General features: G+C 60.6%; 14 protein-coding genes and 2 tRNA genes. 4 read left to right on the forward strand and 12 right to left on the reverse strand.

Annotated elements, in window-relative coordinates:
- Positions 1-50: 50 nt before the first annotated feature.
- The gene (locus tag V7714_RS06340; protein WP_335708969.1) at positions 51-572 is read right to left on the reverse strand and encodes a sigma-E factor negative regulatory protein; all 522 of its coding nucleotides are present in this window, start codon (positions 570-572) and stop codon (positions 51-53) included.
- 28 nt (positions 573-600) lie between these two features.
- The gene (rpoE, locus tag V7714_RS06345; RefSeq protein WP_284197649.1) at positions 601-1,206 is read right to left on the reverse strand and encodes an RNA polymerase sigma factor RpoE; all 606 of its coding nucleotides are present in this window, start codon (positions 1,204-1,206) and stop codon (positions 601-603) included.
- Positions 1,207-1,561: 355 nt separating this feature from the next.
- Here rpoE and nadB point away from each other — a divergent pair, with 355 nt between their 5' ends.
- Positions 1,562-3,136 (forward strand): L-aspartate oxidase, encoded by a 1,575-nt coding sequence (nadB, locus tag V7714_RS06350; protein WP_335708970.1) that lies wholly within the window; start codon positions 1,562-1,564, stop codon positions 3,134-3,136.
- A 122-nt stretch (positions 3,137-3,258) separates the two neighbouring features.
- Here the strand turns inward: nadB and V7714_RS06355 are convergent, their stop codons facing one another.
- From V7714_RS06355 to V7714_RS06365, 3 genes are all read right to left on the reverse strand, one after another.
- Positions 3,259-3,672 carry a protein YgfX gene (locus tag V7714_RS06355; protein ID WP_335708971.1) on the reverse strand — a complete coding sequence of 138 codons (414 nt, stop codon included), beginning with the start codon at positions 3,670-3,672 and terminating at the stop codon, positions 3,259-3,261.
- Between the two features lie 64 nt (positions 3,673-3,736).
- Complete coding sequence (locus V7714_RS06360) at positions 3,737-4,426, reverse strand: SIMPL domain-containing protein (protein WP_335708972.1); 690 nt, start codon at positions 4,424-4,426, stop codon at positions 3,737-3,739.
- An 88-nt stretch (positions 4,427-4,514) separates the two neighbouring features.
- The gene (locus tag V7714_RS06365) at positions 4,515-4,877 is read right to left on the reverse strand and encodes a hypothetical protein (RefSeq protein WP_335708973.1); all 363 of its coding nucleotides are present in this window, start codon (positions 4,875-4,877) and stop codon (positions 4,515-4,517) included.
- Between the two features lie 155 nt (positions 4,878-5,032).
- Here V7714_RS06365 and V7714_RS06370 point away from each other — a divergent pair, with 155 nt between their 5' ends.
- Positions 5,033-5,377, forward strand: coding sequence for a hypothetical protein (locus tag V7714_RS06370; protein ID WP_284197540.1), 345 nt, complete (start codon positions 5,033-5,035; stop codon positions 5,375-5,377).
- A gap of 15 nt (positions 5,378-5,392) precedes the next feature.
- Here V7714_RS06370 and V7714_RS06375 read toward each other — a convergent pair whose 3' ends face one another.
- Complete coding sequence (locus V7714_RS06375) at positions 5,393-8,011, reverse strand: ATP-binding protein (RefSeq protein ID WP_335708974.1); 2,619 nt, start codon at positions 8,009-8,011, stop codon at positions 5,393-5,395.
- 9 nt (positions 8,012-8,020) lie between these two features.
- Positions 8,021-10,936, reverse strand: coding sequence for a ribonuclease R (gene rnr, locus V7714_RS06380; protein WP_335708975.1), 2,916 nt, complete (start codon positions 10,934-10,936; stop codon positions 8,021-8,023).
- A 75-nt stretch (positions 10,937-11,011) separates the two neighbouring features.
- On the opposite strand from rnr, the gene V7714_RS06385 reads away from it, so the two are divergent.
- Together V7714_RS06385 and V7714_RS06390 are read left to right on the forward strand one after the other, a co-directional pair.
- Positions 11,012-11,098, forward strand: a tRNA-Leu gene (locus tag V7714_RS06385).
- Between the two features lie 243 nt (positions 11,099-11,341).
- Positions 11,342-11,428: transfer RNA gene (locus V7714_RS06390), tRNA-Leu, on the forward strand.
- 144 nt (positions 11,429-11,572) lie between these two features.
- Here the strand turns inward: V7714_RS06390 and V7714_RS06395 are convergent.
- The 5 genes from V7714_RS06395 to hflK form a co-directional block, all read right to left on the reverse strand.
- Complete coding sequence (locus V7714_RS06395) at positions 11,573-12,331, reverse strand: pyridoxine 5'-phosphate synthase (protein ID WP_335708976.1); 759 nt, start codon at positions 12,329-12,331, stop codon at positions 11,573-11,575.
- Between the two features lie 126 nt (positions 12,332-12,457).
- Positions 12,458-13,753: an adenylosuccinate synthase gene (locus tag V7714_RS06400; protein ID WP_335708977.1), complete on the reverse strand. Its 1,296-nt coding sequence runs from the start codon at positions 13,751-13,753 to the stop codon at positions 12,458-12,460.
- An 81-nt stretch (positions 13,754-13,834) separates the two neighbouring features.
- A complete protein-coding gene (locus tag V7714_RS06405; protein WP_335708978.1) occupies positions 13,835-14,986 on the reverse strand; it encodes an ATP phosphoribosyltransferase regulatory subunit in 1,152 nt (383 codons plus the stop codon).
- Between the two features lie 262 nt (positions 14,987-15,248).
- Positions 15,249-16,118, reverse strand: coding sequence for a protease modulator HflC (hflC, locus tag V7714_RS06410; RefSeq protein ID WP_284197546.1), 870 nt, complete (start codon positions 16,116-16,118; stop codon positions 15,249-15,251).
- Position 16,119: 1 nt separating this feature from the next.
- Positions 16,120-17,328, reverse strand: a complete 1,209-nt coding sequence (hflK, locus tag V7714_RS06415) for an FtsH protease activity modulator HflK (protein WP_335708979.1) — start codon at positions 17,326-17,328, stop codon at positions 16,120-16,122.
- Positions 17,329-17,368: the final 40 nt, after the last annotated feature.

Raw genomic sequence — 17,368 nt, forward strand, 5'->3', positions numbered from 1 at the left:
GGATTAGGCGGCGCGCCCGGCGCGCCGCTTGTATGGCTTAGCAATGCGGGTCAATGATGACCCACAGCCCGTTCCGCCTCTGCACCCGTCAAGATAACGGGCTTGTGGCTGAAGCCGGGATTGCCCGACATGGCCTGGTGAGCAAACAGATAGGGATTAACCTCCTCCACTACCTGCGGCGCGACCTTGATCGGCTGATTGGCCGCCAGCAACTCATTACCCGCTGGCGTACCCGGCACGGTCAAGCCACGTGCGCTGCTGACATACCACGCGGTTGCACTGACCAGTACCACCGAAGCTGCCATCGACAGTGCAACCCATCGCTTGTGTGGAACAGCCACACGCCGCCGCATGGCATTGGGCGCCAATATCGCAGGCTCCTGCTCCAGTCGCGTCGAAAAATTTGCCATGAAGTCGCCCGACAATACCGAACGCTGATTCATCGCATCACCAATCAGGTGATAATCCCGCCAAGCGTCGGCGCCCTCTTCCTGCGAGATAGAGGCCATCAGCGCATCAAGCTCGTGGTCATCCCACTCGCCGTCTACCATGGCCGAAAGTTTTTCCTGCATTTTCTGCACCCGTCTACCCTGTAGGTTGTTACCAACGCCGGTCTTTGCCGACTGATTCAATCATGGGCCGCAGCTTGGTTGCAATCGCTTCGCGAGCCCGGAAGATGCGAGAACGCACCGTGCCGATAGGGCAATTCATTACAGCTGCAATATCTTCGTAGGACAAGCCCTCCATTTCGCGCAAGGTAATCGCAGTGCGCAATTCCTCAGGCAGGGCTTCTACCGCTTGGTTCACCGTCGCCACGATCTGACGGTTCATCATTTCGGTTTCGGGGGTATTCATATCCGGCAACTGCGATGCCGTATCCAGGGTATCGCCGTCCTCATCCTCATACTCGGTAGAGAGCACAGGGCGACGTCCCAGCGATGCCAGGTAATTCTTGGCCGTATTGATGGCGATGCGGTACAGCCAGGTATAAAAGGCACTTTCACCACGGAACGCGGGCAAAGCACGGTAAGCCTTGATGAAGGCTTCCTGGGTAACATCTTCAATCTCGGCCTGGTCGCGGATCATGCGGCTGAGTAGCCGGCCGATCTTGCGATGGTACTTGTTGACAAGCAGCTCGAAGGCTTTCTTGTCACCGCGCTGAACGCGCAGTACCAGTTCATGGTCGATATCCCGCTCACTCGACATGGTACGTGTTTTCTCCTGGCTGACGGCGGCCGCCTGCGGCTGCACCGTCTCAACTGGGAGAACATGCGAGCTTTCCCGTGCTTTTTCAAGCTTGGGCGTGACCTTGCGTTCAGTGTTGGACGTAATGCCCAGACTGTCCAGCAAGTTTGCGGGCTGTAGTGTAATGGTATCCATCTTGAGTGGGCCTTTCCGCTCTCCTCCCTCGCGGGCACCTAGCAGTGACACAAGGCGTCATAGAAAAGTTCCGACAATTTTCGCCAGAATGGCAAAGACCGCGCAAATGCCATGGTTTTGTCGCCGCCAGCAGGGAGCAACGCTTTGGTATAGTGGCGGTTAACTCCTCTGAAGCCTGACCATGCAAGAATATGATGTACTGATACTGGGCAGTGGCCTGGCCGGCATGACCCTGGCCCTGCAATTGGCCGATACCCACAAGATCGCCATGGTAACCAAGCGCAGCCTGACCGATGGCGCCAGCCAATGGGCTCAAGGTGGTATCGCCGCCGTACTCGATGAGACCGACAGCATAGACGAACATGTGGATGACACACTGGTCGCAGGAGCAGGCCTGTGCGACGAGGCCGCCACCCGTTTCATCCTGGAACATGCCCGCAGTGCCATAGAGTGGCTGATCGAGCTAGGCGTTCCCTTTACACCAGACGCGGCCCACGAAACCGGCTTTCACCTTACCCGTGAGGGCGGGCACTCGCATCGCCGCATCATCCATGCCGCAGATGCCACCGGCGCCGCCGTGATCGCCACCCTGGCCGACAAGGTCAGGCAGCACCCCAACATTACCCTGCTGGAGCAGCATATCGGCCTGGACCTGATTACCGGCAAGAAGCTGGGGCGGGAAGCGGCGGGTTGCCTGGGCGCATATGTATTCGACAAGCAAGCCGACCGTGTCGTTACCTTGCAGGCCAAGCACACCGTGCTGGCCACAGGCGGCGCCGGCAAGGTCTACCTCTATACCACCAACCCGGATACGGCCACTGGCGACGGCATTGCCATGGGCTGGCGGGCAGGCTGCCGGGTGGCCAATATGGAATTCATCCAGTTCCATCCCACCTGCCTATACCACCCCCACGCCATGAGCTTCCTTATTTCCGAGGCGGTACGCGGCGAAGGTGGCTTGCTCAAACTGCCTGATGGCAGCCGCTTCATGCCTGCCCACGATGAACGCCACGAACTGGCGCCGCGCGACATCACCGCCCGGGCCATCGACTTCGAAATGAAGAAATATGGCCTGGATTGCGTCTATCTGGATATCAGCCACCAGCCACCGGAGTTCGTGAAGGAGCACTTCCCCACCATCTACCAGCGCTGCCTGGAGTTGGGCATAGACATCACCAAGCAACCCATACCCGTGGTGCCGGCAGCCCACTATACCTGTGGCGGCCTGGTAACCGATCTGGCTGGGCGCACCGATGTAGCCCACCTGTATGCCATCGGTGAAACCGCCTGCACCGGCCTGCATGGCGCCAATCGCCTGGCCAGCAACTCCCTGCTGGAGGCACTGGTACTGGGGCGTGAAGCTGCCGAGCATATCGCCGCAGCAGAACCCGCCCCACAACTGGCCGTCCCGGCCTGGGATGAAAGCCAGGTCAGCGATGCCGATGAGGAAGTGGTGATCGCGCACAACTGGGACGAGTTGCGGCGCTTTATGTGGGACTACGTGGGCATAGTACGGACTGACAAACGACTGGAACGTGCCGCCCACCGCATCGCCTTGCTCAAGCGCGAGATCGACGAGTTCTACCGCCACTTCAGGGTCAGCAACGACCTGATAGAGCTGCGCAATCTGGTCGACACCGCCGACCTGATAGTCCGTTCCGCCCAAGTGCGGCACGAGAGCCGTGGCCTGCATTACAGCAGAGACTATCCCGCAACCTTGCCGCAGGCCGTCCCCACCATCCTGCCAGGGCGCTGACCGGGCGCGCCGGGTTACCTATTCAACGGCCTCCGGCGCTGCAGCGCAAATGCTATCTCGCTGCGAGCGGGACGTGGATATGCCAAGCACGCAACAACGCCAGAAGGCTATAGTCAGTGGCGCTAAGCCCCCCAACGCAGCCACGCCCGCAAACGGCGTAGTGCGTGGGCATCACTGCTATCAGGCCAAAGCACCACCCGCAGCATTCGGCCATCTGCCTGCCTAAAGGGTAAGACCAGCAAGAAGGCGTGGGCGTGTGCCCCTGGCAGCAGCGTAGCCTCTACCTCGGCCCCATTGCTGCGCAAGCTCCAACTGCCATCGGCCAGCAAGCGCATGCCTACAAGTTGCAACTGCCGCCCACGGCGATACCACCCCGCGCCAGACAACAACACCGTCAAAGTTGCCAGCAACTGCCACGGCCATGCCATGGCAGCCAGCCAGGGCATGGGCAAGGCCAGCAGATGCAACAGCAGCAGCGCCCGTGGCGCCAAGCGCGATGGCTGCAGTACCAGTTGTAGCGGTGGATTGGTTTTCATGCGGTCTATGCGACAAGGGAGCAGCCCATGCTGCTCCCTCGCCTTGTTTGCGGTTGGCGCAGACTTACTGAACTTCCACGCTACCGGACACGCCTACCACCACCTCGCTATCGCCGCCTTCCATGGGCGGCGGTGCCACATCGGCGACGGCCATGGTACGCATGGCGCCGGCCTTGTACATGGGCTGGGGATAGGAGCTGCTGGTATTCAGGTTGAGGTTGACCAGCTTGTAGCTCTTGCCACCCACGCTCTTCTTCACCACTTCGGCGCGGCTGCGGAATGCCTGGATGGCCTCATCCATCAATTCGGTCTCCACCCGCTCACGCGTCACCGGCGCCACCGTAAACTGGATACCACCCAGTTGCATATTGGCCTGCAGCTTGCCCACCAATTCACCTATGGCCTTGAAATCGGTCGACTCCAGCCTGATCTCGGCACGGCCACGCCAGCCATCCAGCCTGTTCTTGCTGCTGTAGATGGGATAGACACTGTTGCCATTGGCGGCGGCTTTTACGCTGGGGTACGCCTTGGCTGTCTTGAGCGCCTCGGCAGCCGAACGATTGAGCTTGTCGGACAGCGCGCCTGCGTTGGCGTCGTTGTACTCCACATACAGGCTCGCACTGGCCAGATCATTGGTCACAGCACGGCGTGCCTCAGCCTGCAGGCTGACTAGGTTGTACTGTGGCACCATCTCAGCGGCAAACACACTGCCGGTCAACAGGGCCAGGGTAACGATACGGGCTAACTTGTTCATGCTTTTCCTCTCTCGGGTAGGGCTGTCCGGTCATGCGTAACCAGACATCACGGCCAGTCTCGCATTGCTGGCCTGAATTCCGCCTGAATCAATGCAGGCCGTGGTCGGCAGTAGGGCTGTTGTGGATATCCTCATCCACGCTGTCCATCAACACGGTGTGTATCTCTACCTCGAACCAGTCCCAGAACACCTTCAGGTTGCGGCTCTTGGGCCACAGCTTGCTGTCCTGCGCCCAAGACGCCAGTTCCATCTCGAACACCTTGTCCGCCATATCATCGATATAGGCGATGCCATCTTCCTGCTCATTGACCTCCGGTATCATCAATACCGTGCAATCACTGCGTATATCGTCGAGGCTGAGCGTAACTTCGTTTTCGGGCAGGCCGTTGAGCCAGTCCAGAAAGGGCTTCTTGGGCTTGATGACAGCGATCGATCGATCAACAAAGTACATGTGGGGTTTCTCCAGGAAAGACACTAAGCGGCCGGCATGATTCCTTCCGTCTGCGCGAAATTCGCCATGTCCAGCCCCAAGCAGCATAGCATGGCTGGAAACCCCACCTCAGCATCGCTTAGAATCAATCGATAGACTCACGACAAGGGCATGGCATGTTTGATCAACGCACCTCGGGTAGACGACTGGTACGCTGGAAAGCCGCCGTCATTCCCCTCAACCAGCCCGACCGCATCATACAAAGCCATGCCACAGAAGTGGCACAGAAAGGGATATCCCTGTTCTGTACCGAGCAGTTGTTCCCCCATATCACCTACCGTGTCATCCTGCAGATACCGGATGCCATGCATATCAGCGTGTCCTACGTTGAAGTGGAAGGCAAACCCATCTACTCCTCGCTGGTGGGCTCCATGGGCGAATTCCGTACCGGCCTCAAGCTGACTGATGTCAGCAACGAGTACCGCACCAAGCTGGATCAGTTGCTGCGCGGCATGGGCTAGTACCCTGGGTAGCGGTCAGGCCGCCACCCATTCCGCCATTCTTACCAGACACGCCTCCCCGGCAGTCAGCAGGCGTACATACGCGGCGGTATCCGCCCCGCCCTGCTTGGCGGCCTGCTCCAACGCCTGCGCCGCCGCCACCCCTTCGCTGGACGCCAACGCACCAAAGCTGCCCTTGAGGGTATGCGCCAGTTTGGCTACAGCCGGCAGGTCACCTGCCTCCCAAGCCACTTGCAAGGCCATTCTGCGGGACGGCCACTCTGCGCTGAACAAGCCCGTCAACTCACGCACCAGGCCGGCATTGCCACCACAGGTCTCCAGCGCCGCCTGGGGGTCGAAAACGGCATCAGGCACCCTGGCTGGCACCGCCTGCTCCGCTGGCAACAGCACCGGCTCACGGCTTTCCGGCCTGATCTGCGCCAGTACCTGGCGCAGCTTGCCCACCGATATCGGCTTGGTCAGAAAATCATCCATGCCGGCTGCCAGGCAACGTTCCCTGTCCTCCGGCATGGCATTGGCCGTCATGGCAACTATGGGTAGATGCCCCTCATCCTCCAACGCCCGGATGGCGCGCGTGGCAGCCAACCCATCCATCTCGGGCATCTGCATATCCATCAGGATCAGATCGAAGGGCTGGCTCATGAACTGGTCCAAGGCCTCGCCACCATGGTGGGCTACCGTCACCTGGTGACCATCCTGCTCCAGCAAGGCACAGGCCAGTTGCTGGTTCATGGCGTTATCCTCGGCCAGCAGGATGCGCAAGGGCGTCGCAGCAGGCAAGGGTGCTGCAACGACCTCCGGTTCCGGCGCATCGCCCAGTCGCAAGGGCAGGCAGAAACTGAACTCGCTACCCTGCCCAGGCACACTTTGCACCTGCAGCTCCCCACCCATGGCCAGTATCAGCCTGCGCGATATGGTCAGCCCCAAGCCGCTACCACCGTAGCGCCGGGTAATGCTGTCATCCGCCTGAGAAAAGGCCTCAAAGATGCTGTCCAGTTTATCGGCCGCAATACCAATGCCGGTATCACTTACCGATATCCGCACCACGGCCGAATCTGCATTTATCTCGAGCGCCTCCAGATGCAGGCTTACCCTGCCCCGCTCAGTAAACTTGATGGCATTGCCCAGCAGGTTCACCAACACCTGGCGCAATCGTCCTTCATCCGCATCCACCCAGCGCGGCACGGTTACCCCCATGCTCATCGCCAGGCTCAAACCCTTCTGTTCGGCGGTAAAACGCAATAGCTCACTGGTGCGCGCGGCCAGGGCGCGCAAATCGAACACCCTCGCCTCAAGGCTGAGCTTGCCCGCCTCAATGCGCGAGAAATCCAGTATGTCGCCCACCAGCGCCACCAGGCCCTCGGACGAGAATCGCACTATCTCCAGGCGCTGCCGCTGGGTTTCGGTCACCTCCCCTGCCAGCAACATGCCTGTCATGCCGACGATGGCATTGAGTGGCGTGCGTATTTCATGGCTCATATTGGCCAGGAACTGGCTTTTGGCCCGGTTGGCCGCCTCAGCCTCCTCCTTGGCTTCCAGCATGCGGCGTTCGATCAGCTTGCGGAAGGACAGGTCATACCAGACCGCCAGCAGCAATTGCCGCTCGCCAACCGTCACCGGCGACACGGTAATTTCCACCAGCAACTCGCTGCCGTCCGAGCGAAGAAACTGCCACTCGTAGCGATGCCAACCCAGCTTGAGCGCCCGCTCGGCATAATCGACCGCCAACTGGCGCGAATCACCGCCATCAGGCTGCCTAGGGGGGTAGAACCGGGCTGGGTCGGTATCGATGAACTGCTTGCGGCTGGCTAGCCGCAGGGCCTGGGATGCCGCCCGGTTGCAGTCCACCACCCGACCACTCTTGGGGTCGTACAGCGCCATGGGATTGGCAGACTGTTCAAACAACACCCGAAACTTCTGCTCTGACTGCATCCGTTCCGATACATCCTGGGCCGTCAGCAGCATGGCCATGCCGCCGTCCACTGGGTCCAGCACACGATGCAGGCTATAGGCATACCAACGCGGCTTGGGCCGGGCGCTGAACTGCCGCTCGCCCTGGTCCACACCGTACGCTACCGCGGCCTGCCAGATGCGCTCTGCCTCCCCCCGGCTGGGCAACAGGCTGAAGAAGCCCCCCTCATCGGTCAGCGCCAATTGAGAGAAGGCGCGCAATGCCGCCGGGTTCTGCATCAGCACCCGCCCCCGCATGTCAAACATCACCACGGCCAGCGAAAAATGCAGCACCGCCTCCACGCCGCGCAAAGCCGCCGGATCAATGACATTCGGCCCACTGCGCTGCGCCTGGAAACACAGCCCCTCACCGCCCTCCGGCAGGATGACGGCCACCGCCGTCAGCGCAACCTGGGTGGGCTGGCCGCGCGGATAGAGCGTCCAGTTGGCCTGCCCCATACCCTTGCTGGCAACGGCCTGCTGCAGGGCGTGCAGACGGGTCTCCGCCGCCGCCGACAGGTCGGACAGATCGCGCGACAGCAGCTCGGCCTGGCTATCCGCCAGCCACAAGCTTTCCGCAGCCGCGTTGGCCCAGCGTATGCGCTGCCGTGCCAGGTCATAGACCCAGACCGGCACCGGCAGCCACTCATATTGCTTCAAGCTGTCCCACGCTAGCGGCTGCATGCAGCGTCCTCAGCTTTTCGGCTTGCTGCGGGTCTTGCTCACAAGCGGTGCGCTGGCCGCCGCTTTGGCCCTGGTGGCAGGCGTGGCCTTGGCGCTAGACTTGGGTTTAGCCGCAACGGCCGCCTTGCCAGGTTTTGCAGCGGCCTTGGCCTCGCCAGCTGGCTTGCCGGCAGACTTGCCAGCGGGCTTTCCAGCGGGCTTGTCCACCACCTTAGCGGTAGGCGCGCCCCCCTCCGAGGCCTTGGCCGCCGGCTTACGCGGGCGTTTAGCCGGCGCTGGCGGCGTTTCCGGCAAAGTTTGGCCGGGCTTGGGCAGGAACAAGGCGGCTACCTGGGCAGGCCGCTTCGGCATGGGGGCAGGTGCCTGAACCGACACCGTCTTGGCCTTGCGCCCCTTTGCCGGCACGGGTGCCGCTGGCGGTGTCTTTTCAACCGCTGTCGGAGCAGGCTTGGCCTGGACAGCCTTTTTTCTGGCCGGCTTAGCCGGGTTCGCGACGATAGGTGGCTGGGCAACCTCCGCCCCCGCCTTGCGTTTCGCCGGCTTTGCTACCGGTTTGACCTCCACCGCCGGCGATGCTGCTGGCTTGCGAGCCCGCTTGGCTGGCTTGGCTTCCTCGGTTTTCACCTCGGCCACCGATGCGGCCGGAGCCGGTCCAGCCTTAAGGCGAGGATGGCGCTTGCCGGCCTCAGCCTGCGCAGGCTGCTGTTCCGGACGTTGCTCGATCAGCACGAAGTCTATCTTGCTGGTCTCCAGGTCTACCCGCGCCACCTTGATGGTGATCCTGTCCGTCAAGCCATAAGTCTTGCCGCTACGCTCCCCGCGCAGGGTATGGCTGGCTTCGTTGTACTGGAAGTAATCCGTACCCAGTTCCGAAATATGCAGCAGACCCTCGACAAACAGGCCGTCCAGGGTCACAAACAAACCAAAGCTGGTGACGGCCGACACCACACCCTCAAATACCTCACCAATGCGATCCAGCATGTAGTAGCACTTGAGCCAGCTCTGCACATCGCGGGTCGCCTCATCAGCGCGCCGTTCGGTCTGCGAGCAGTGCGCCCCTATCTCCTCCCATTTGCCCGGCTTGTAGGCCGTCCCACACAACACAGCCTTGATGGAACGATGCACCAGCAAATCAGGATAGCGCCGTATCGGCGAGGTAAAGTGGGTATAGGCCTCATAAGCCAGGCCAAAATGCCCCGCCCGTTCTGGGCTGTAGACTGCCTGCTGCATGGAGCGCAACAGCATGGTCTGCAACAGGCCCGCATCCGGCCGCTCCTTGACCTGCGCCATCAGGCCGGCATAGTCCTTGGCGTGAGGTTCATCCCCCCCGCCCAGGCTAAGGCCGCGCTCGTTGAGGAAGCGCCGCAGATTCTCCAGCTTGCGCTCAGTCGGCCCCTCGTGGATGCGATACAAGGCGGTATGGTCATGGCTGCCCAGGAAGTCAGCCGCGCAGACATTGGCCGCCAGCATGCATTCCTCGATCAGGCGGTGCGCATCGTTGCGGGTCACCGGCACGATACGATCTATCTTGCCCGCCTCGTTGAATACCATCTGGGTCTCGAGCGTATCGAAATCGATGGCACCGCGCTTGCCCCTGGCCTTGAGCAGGACATGGAACAGGTCATACAAGGTTTGCAGATCAGCCACCAGTCCCTTGCGCTTCTTGGCCGCCGGACCTTTGGGATCCTGCAAAATCTCCCATACCTCGTTGTAGGTATAGCGGGCCTTGGACAGCATCACGGCCGGGTAGAAACGGTACTGCCTGACCTCTCCCTTGGCATCGACCTGCATATCGCAAACCATGCAACAGCGCTCTACCGCAGGGTTAAGCGAGCAGATACCGTTGGACAGCGCTTCCGGCAGCATGGGTATGACACGGCGGGGGAAGTACACCGAATTGCCACGCTCGTAGCCTGTCTGGTCCAGCGCATCCTTGGGTCGTACATAGTGGCTGACGTCAGCGATCGCCACCACCAGCCGCCAACCCTTGCCACTGCGCTCGGCATACACGGCATCATCAAAATCACGCGCCGTCTCGCCATCTATGGTCACCAGCGGCATATCACGCAGATCCTCGCGTTTCAGCCCTTCCGGTGTCTTCCAGTCCTTTTTCCTGACTTCCTGCGGCGTCTTGCCAGCCTGCGCCTCAGCCTCAGCCGAGAAAACATGTGGCAGGTCGTGCTTGCGCAAGGCGATCTCGATCTCCATGCCAGGGTCAGCATAGTTGCCCAGGACTTCGACTATACGGCCTATGGCCTGGCCATACTTGCTGGGTTGCGTCAGCAGCTCTACCGACACCACCTGGCCTGGCTCCGCGTCCAGCCCGCCCTCGGGGCTCACCAGTATTTCCTGGGCAATACGCTTTTCTTCTGGACGGATGAAGCGCACGCCACGCTCGGCAAACAAGCGTCCCACCAAGCGGGTATTGACGTGCTCCAGCACCTCGACAATCTTGCCTTCCCGCCGGCCACGGCGATCCACGCCGATTTCGCGCACCATTACCCGATCGCGATGCAATACCTTATGCATCTCCTTGGGACCGATAAACAGGTCAGGACTGCCATCGTCGGGCACCACAAAACCAAAGCCATCAGCATGGCCATGCACCCGACCCTTGATCAGATCCAGCTTGTCGGCGATGCAGATGGCTCCCTTGCGGTTGATCATCACCTCGCCCTCGCGCACCATCGCATTGATGCGCCGGCTGAAGAAATCTGCCTCATAGGGCTGGATGGAAAACAGCGCCACCAGCTCCTCGGGGAACATAGGCGCCCCTTTTTCGGTCAGAATCTGCAGCAAGTAGGCGCGACTGGGCAATGGGTGCTCGTAGCGCTCAACCTCTTGTTTGTAAAAAGGATCCGCCAGCCTCAGCTTAAGCACGGCACGGGGGAGTTTGGCGGTTTTTTCAGTTTTCTTTGTTTTCATCGTTGACACAGGAAATTGTCTCTCTATAATGCGCATCTCTCTGGACGCGCTGCTGCAAACGCAGCGATGTTCAAAGCCCAGGTGGCGGAATTGGTAGACGCACTAGGTTCAGGTCCTAGCGGTGGCAACACCGTGGAAGTTCGAGTCTTCTCTTGGGCACCAACACTCAATAAAGCCGATGCGCAAGCGTCGGCTTTATTGTTTTCCGCATTTGCCTTGACTTCAAGGTTGATTTTCTGGGCACGCTGCCCAGCAGTCACACATCTCCCCGCAATCCCAGCTACAGCACGACCAGGGCGCGACCTCGGCCCAGCCACTTTTTGCAAAGATGGGGTTGACAGATTTTCTCTTACGGCTACAATGCCGACCTCTCGACGCATTACTGCAAACGCAGCGATGCTCGAAGCCCAGGTGGCGGAATTGGTAGACGCACTAGGTTCAGGTCCTAGCGGTGGCAACACCGTGGAAGTTCGAGTCTTCTCTTGGGCACCAATACTCAACAAAGCCGATGCGCAAGCGTCGGCTTTGTTGTTTTCAGCCCTAGCCTCGCACGCCATACCATCACACCATGGGCCCGCCAACACCGGACGGCCCCCATGCATCGATAGCGACAAGCCGACAGCCCTGGGCAAGCGTTCAGCTCCTGGCAGCCGCGATCACGGCCAGATAATTGCGCACGGTAGGCACCAATCCGTCGTACAAGGCCTCACCAATCAGCGCATGGCCAATGGAAACCTCGTCCACCTGCGGTATGGCGCGCAGGAAAGGCCCTAGATTGACCTGATTGAGGTCGTGCCCCGCATTCACCCCCAGACCCACCGCCTGCGCCCTGCCAGCGGCCTTGGCGCAGTCTTCCAGCGCCTGCTGCCAGTCACCCAGCGCAAAGGCCTCGGCAAACGGGCCTGTGTAGATTTCTATGCGGTCCGCACCCAGCTCTGCCACCCGCTCGATATCATCAGAATCAGCATCCATAAACAGGCTAACCCGGCAGCCCATGGCCTTGAGCTCCCGCACCAGGGGCCTGAGGCGTGCGCCATCGCGCTTCAGGTCAAAGCCATGGTCCGAGGTGATCTGCCCGTCACCATCCGGCACCAGCGTAGCCTGCGCTGGCCTGGTCTCGGCGCACAGGCTCAACAGCCCCGGGTAATCACCTCGGGCATCAGCGAAGGGATTCCCCTCAATATTGAACTCCGCCTGCCTACCTGCCAGCAATCCGCCCAGCGCACGGACATCCGCCGGCCGGATATGCCGCAAGTCCGGTCGGGGATGCACAGTAATGCCACCACACCCTGCCGCCAAGCAGGCCTCTGCTGCCTGCATCACGCTAGGCATGTCGCCACCGCGCGAATTACGCAGTACGGCAATCTTGTTGATGTTCACAGATAAAACAGTCATGCGTCCTACTCGATAATCAGTCGTGGAAAGCGGCCCGGCCCAACCCTGGCGGCCGGGACACCGGCCTTCAGGGTATCAGCACAGGTGCAGAAATGAAAACGCCCGGTAGAACCGGGCGTCTGTCACTTAGTGCGTGAACGGGTGCCGTTGCACGATGGTCTCTTCGCGGTCTGGGCCGGTAGAGATGATATCGATGGGCGCCCCCGTCACTTCCTCAATGCGCTTGAGGTAGTTACGGGCATTCAAGGGCAAGTCCTCATAGCGCTTCACACCGAAGGTGGATTCGCTCCAGCCAGGCAGCTCTTCATAGATAGGCGAGCAGCCCGACAGCTCTTCGGCACCAACCGGCAGAATGTCTACCACCTCGCCATTGATGCGATAGCCAGTACACAGCTTGATCACGTCTATGCCATCCATGACGTCCATCTTGGTAACACACAGGCCCGAGACGCCATTGATCTGGATGGAACGCTTGAGCGCAGCCGCATCAAACCAACCGCAACGGCGCGGGCGACCCGTCACCGAACCGAACTCATTGCCACGCTTGGCCAGGCCCTCACCTACTTCATCAAACAGCTCGGTGGGGAAAGGACCAGAACCGACGCGAGTGGTATAGGCCTTCACGATGCCCAGCACATACTGCAGCATCTGCGGCGCCACACCCGCACCAGGTGCTGCCGCACCGGCCGAGCAGTTGCTGGATGTCACATAGGGGTAGGTGCCGTGGTCGATATCCAGCAAGGTGCCCTGCGCACCCTCGAACAACAGCGGCTTGCCGGCCTTGTTCAGGTCATGCAGGGTGCGCGATACATCGCCCACCATGGGCTTGATACGCTCTGCCAGGCGCAAGGTATCTTCCAGCGTCTTCTGGAAGTCGACCTGCTCCACCTTGAAGTATTCCTTCAACAGGAAGTTGTAATAGGCCAGGTTCTCGCCTAGCTTGGCGGCAAGGCGGTCCGGGAAGAACAGGTCCTGGATACGGATGGCACGGCGCGCCACCTTGTCCTCATAGGCCGGGCCGATACCACGGCCGGTGGTGCCTATCTTCTTGTCGCCCTTGGCCGCTTCGCGCGCCTGATCCAGCGCAATATGGTAAGGCAGGATCAAGGGGCAAGCTTCCGAGATGGTCAGGCGGCTTTCCACATCCACGCCCGCAGCCTTCAGCTCGTCGATTTCCTTGAGCAGTGCCTCGGGCGAGATCACCACGCCATTGCCGATAAAGCAGGCCTTGCTAGCATGCATGATGCCCGAGGGAATCAGGCGCAGCACCGTCTTCTTGCCACCGATAACCAGCGTATGGCCCGCATTATGGCCACCCTGGAAACGCACCACGCCCTCGGCATGGTCCATCAGCCAATCGACGATCTTGCCCTTGCCTTCGTCACCCCACTGGGTGCCTATCACCACGACGTTACGGCTCATGGAATTTCCTTCATTACAGATTGCTTGGTCGCCGCGTTTCCGCGACGGGATAGAAACAGAATAGACTGTGCTGCGCGTAATTCAGAGTGGCTGCACCTGCCACTGGCCATTGCGCTCAATCAGTTCGCGGTCAGCGTGCAACTCCTCGACATCCACGATCTCACCCAGCCGCACCACCACGGTCTCACCGGCAGCGCGCAGGGCTCGAATGGCATCCGCCAGCCGGGCATCAAACACATCGGGCGCCAGGATGGCACTGCGTGCCGGTGTCGCCGGCAGACGCCAGGCCAACTCCTTCAGATCCAGACTGAAACCGGTTGCCGGACGGCGACGGCCAAACTGCTCGCCGACATGGTCATAGCGGCCACCACGGGCAATGGCATTGGGCCACCCCTCGGCGTAAGCCGCAAACACCAGTCCGGTGTGGTAGTAACCCGAGCGCAGCTCCGCCAGGTCAAAATTGGGAACAATGCCGCGCGCCGCCAGCGCGGCCGTCAGGCCACGCAAGGCAGCCAGCGCCGCTATCACCCCAGGCAGGCGTGGCAGGCTTTGCTCAGCCCGCTCCAGCACCGTCGCATCACCATACAAGCCAGGCAGCGCCACCAAACCAGCACTCAGGCTGGCATCCAGCCCGGCCACCAGGCCCATCAAGGTCGGCACATCCTTTTGTTGGATAGCATGGAACACCGCCTCGCGGGCCTCACCCACCAGGCCTGCGGCATCAGCCAAAGCCAGGAACAAACCGATATGGCCGATATCCAGGTGCACATGGTCTATGCCCGCCAGCTTGAGGCACTCACCCATCAGCTCGACGATTTCCACGTCGGCAGCAACGCCGGCATAGCCGTAAATCTCGGCACCCAACTGCAAGGGCTCACGCGCAGCCATGATCCCGTCTGGCTGGGTGTGTACGACCGGCCCGGCATAACATAGCCTAGCCACCCCTTGCCGGTTCAGAAGATGGGCATCAATGCGGGCCACCTGGGGGGTCATATCGGCACGCAGGCCCAGCTGCCTACCACTGAGCTGATCAGTCAGCTTGAAGGTTTTCAGGTCCAGCGCGGCATCCTGGCGGGTCAGCAGCGAATCGACGTATTCGATCAATGGCGCCTGTACCAGTTCGTAGCCAAAGCTGGCGATCAAGTCCAGCGAGCGGCGTCGCAATGTCTCCACGCGGCGCGCCTCGGGCGGCAACAGGTCAGCAATGTTCTCGGGCAGTATCCAGTTATGCATAAGGTCAGGCCGGGGCACCAGGCACCGCAGCAGTAATGATCCAGTCAACAACCAGCCCCGCCCGGCTATCGCACCCAGCTCAAGGCTGGCCGATGGGGCGGCGAAATATCGCACTCAAGCAAGGCTCAAGAACGGCAAGAGGCCCTCGGCGGGATGCTATCGATGCGGCCCTAGCAGGCTGGGCACCATGGCATCCTGGCACGAGGGCCAAGCAAAACAAGGCATTATCCCACAGGCGCGCCGCCAACAGCGCGCCCGTCTGTTACTTTGCGCGTGGATCCTTCATGTACTTGAAGAAAGCCGAGCTGGGGTCCAGCACCATCACGTCCGACTTTGACTTGAAGGTCTGCTTGTAGGCATCCAGGCTCTTGTAGAAAGCGTAGAACTCGGGATTCTGGCCATAAGCGGCACCATAGATGGCAGCCGCACGGCCATCGCCCTCACCCTTCAGTTGCTGCGCCTTGTTGTACGCATCGGCCAGAATGATTTCACGCTGGCGGTCGGCATCGGCACGTATCTTCTCCGCCTCGGCCGAGCCTTCCGAACGTAGCTGGTTGGCCACGGTCTTACGCTCAGAGATCATGCGGTCATACACCGCATTGCTGATATCGTTGGGAAAGTCCACGCGCTTGAGCCGCACGTCCACGATCTTCACGCCTATCTTGCCGGCATCGGCATTGGCAACCACGCCCACCGATTCCATCACCTCTTCGCGCTTGCCCGAAATCACGTCCTGCACCGTGCGCTTGCCAAACTCGGCCCGCAACACGTCATTGATGGTCTTGCGCAGACGGGCCGAGGCGGTACGCTCATTGCCGCCCACTGTCTTGTAATACTGCTCGACATTGACCACTTGCCACTTGACGTAGCTGTCCACCAGCACGTTCTTCTTTTCGATGGTGTTGAAGCGCTCAGGCGTCTCGGCATCCATGGTCAGGACGCGTCGATCAAAATACCGCACCGACTGCAGCAACGGCACCTTGAAGCGTATGCCAGGCTCATTGACCGTACGCACCACCTCACCCAGTTGGAACACCATGGCAGATTGGCGCTGATCCACGGTAAACACGCTCATGCTGAGCACCAGCAGTGCCAGCAACACCACGACTATGGCGGGAATTAAACGATTCATATCAACGACCCTCCCGCTCACCGCGACCTTGGCTATCCTGCCTAGGAGCGCGCACTACGCCAGTCTCCACCGGAACCGTGGCCTGTTCTGTCGCCGCACCGGCAGGACCACTCATCTGCATCAGCTTGTCCAGCGGCAGGTAAAGCAGGTTGCCGTTGCCGGACTTCTGATCCACCAGCACCTTGCTGCTGCTGCTCAATATCTGCTGCATGGTATCGAGATACATGCGATCACGGGTAACCTGGGGCGCCTTGGCATACTCGGCAGCCACCTGCGTGAAGCGAGAGGCATTACCTTCCGACTCCGCAATCACCCGGGCCTTGTAACCCTCGGCTTCCTGCAGCAAACGTGCAGCAAAGCCACGGGCCTTGGGTATCACGTCATTGGCGTAGGCCAGACCCTCGTTGGTCTGCTTGACCTTGTCCTGCCCAGCCTTCACGGCATCGGCAAACGCTGCCTGCACCTCTTCCGGCGGCTGCACATCATTGATGTTGACGCGGCTCACCCGGATACCGGTGCCATAGTCATCCAGCAGGTTCTGTATCATCCGCGTGGCATCGGCAGCCACCTGGCCACGACCTTCGTTCAACACGAAATCGACCTTGTTGCGGCCGACGATCTCCCGAATGGAGGTTTCAGCGGCCTGCTTGACCAGATCGTAACCATCGCCATCACGCGAGGCGTTGTTGAACACGAAGTCACGCGAGTTCTTGACGTCGTACTGCACTTCCAGCTGCATGTCGACGATGTTCTGGTCCTCGGTCAGCATCAGTGCCTCATCCGCCACCCGATTCTTGGTGCTGCCGGAAAAACCGACCTCCACCGAGCGGACCTCAGACAGCTTGACGATCTCATGCTGCTCTACCGGCCAGGGCATACGCCAGTGCAGACCGGGATCCGTGGTTTGCACATAGCGACCAAACCGCAGCACCACCGCTTCTTCCCGGGCATCCACCACGTAAAAGCCGCTGGCTATCCACAGCACGCCAACGATGCCGATGGCGACACCAATACCGCCGGCAACAGCGCGGCCATCCGACGGCGTCGGCTCGGACGGGCGGCCGGGCGTACCACCGAAGAACTGCTTCAGCTTATTGGTGAACTGCCGGATGATCTCATCCAGATCAGGCGGGCCATCCTTGCCTCGGCGGCCCCATTGCGGGTCTTGCGACATATCGTCTCTATTCCGTGGTTGTAATGACTTGTACACACACTTGTTACACAGCAACCCTCAGGCGGCACGTTGTTGC

Origin of the sequence: Chitinimonas sp. JJ19 (assembly GCF_036961565.1) — a bacterium.
Taxonomy (GTDB): Bacteria; Pseudomonadota; Gammaproteobacteria; order Burkholderiales; family Chitinimonadaceae; genus Chitinimonas.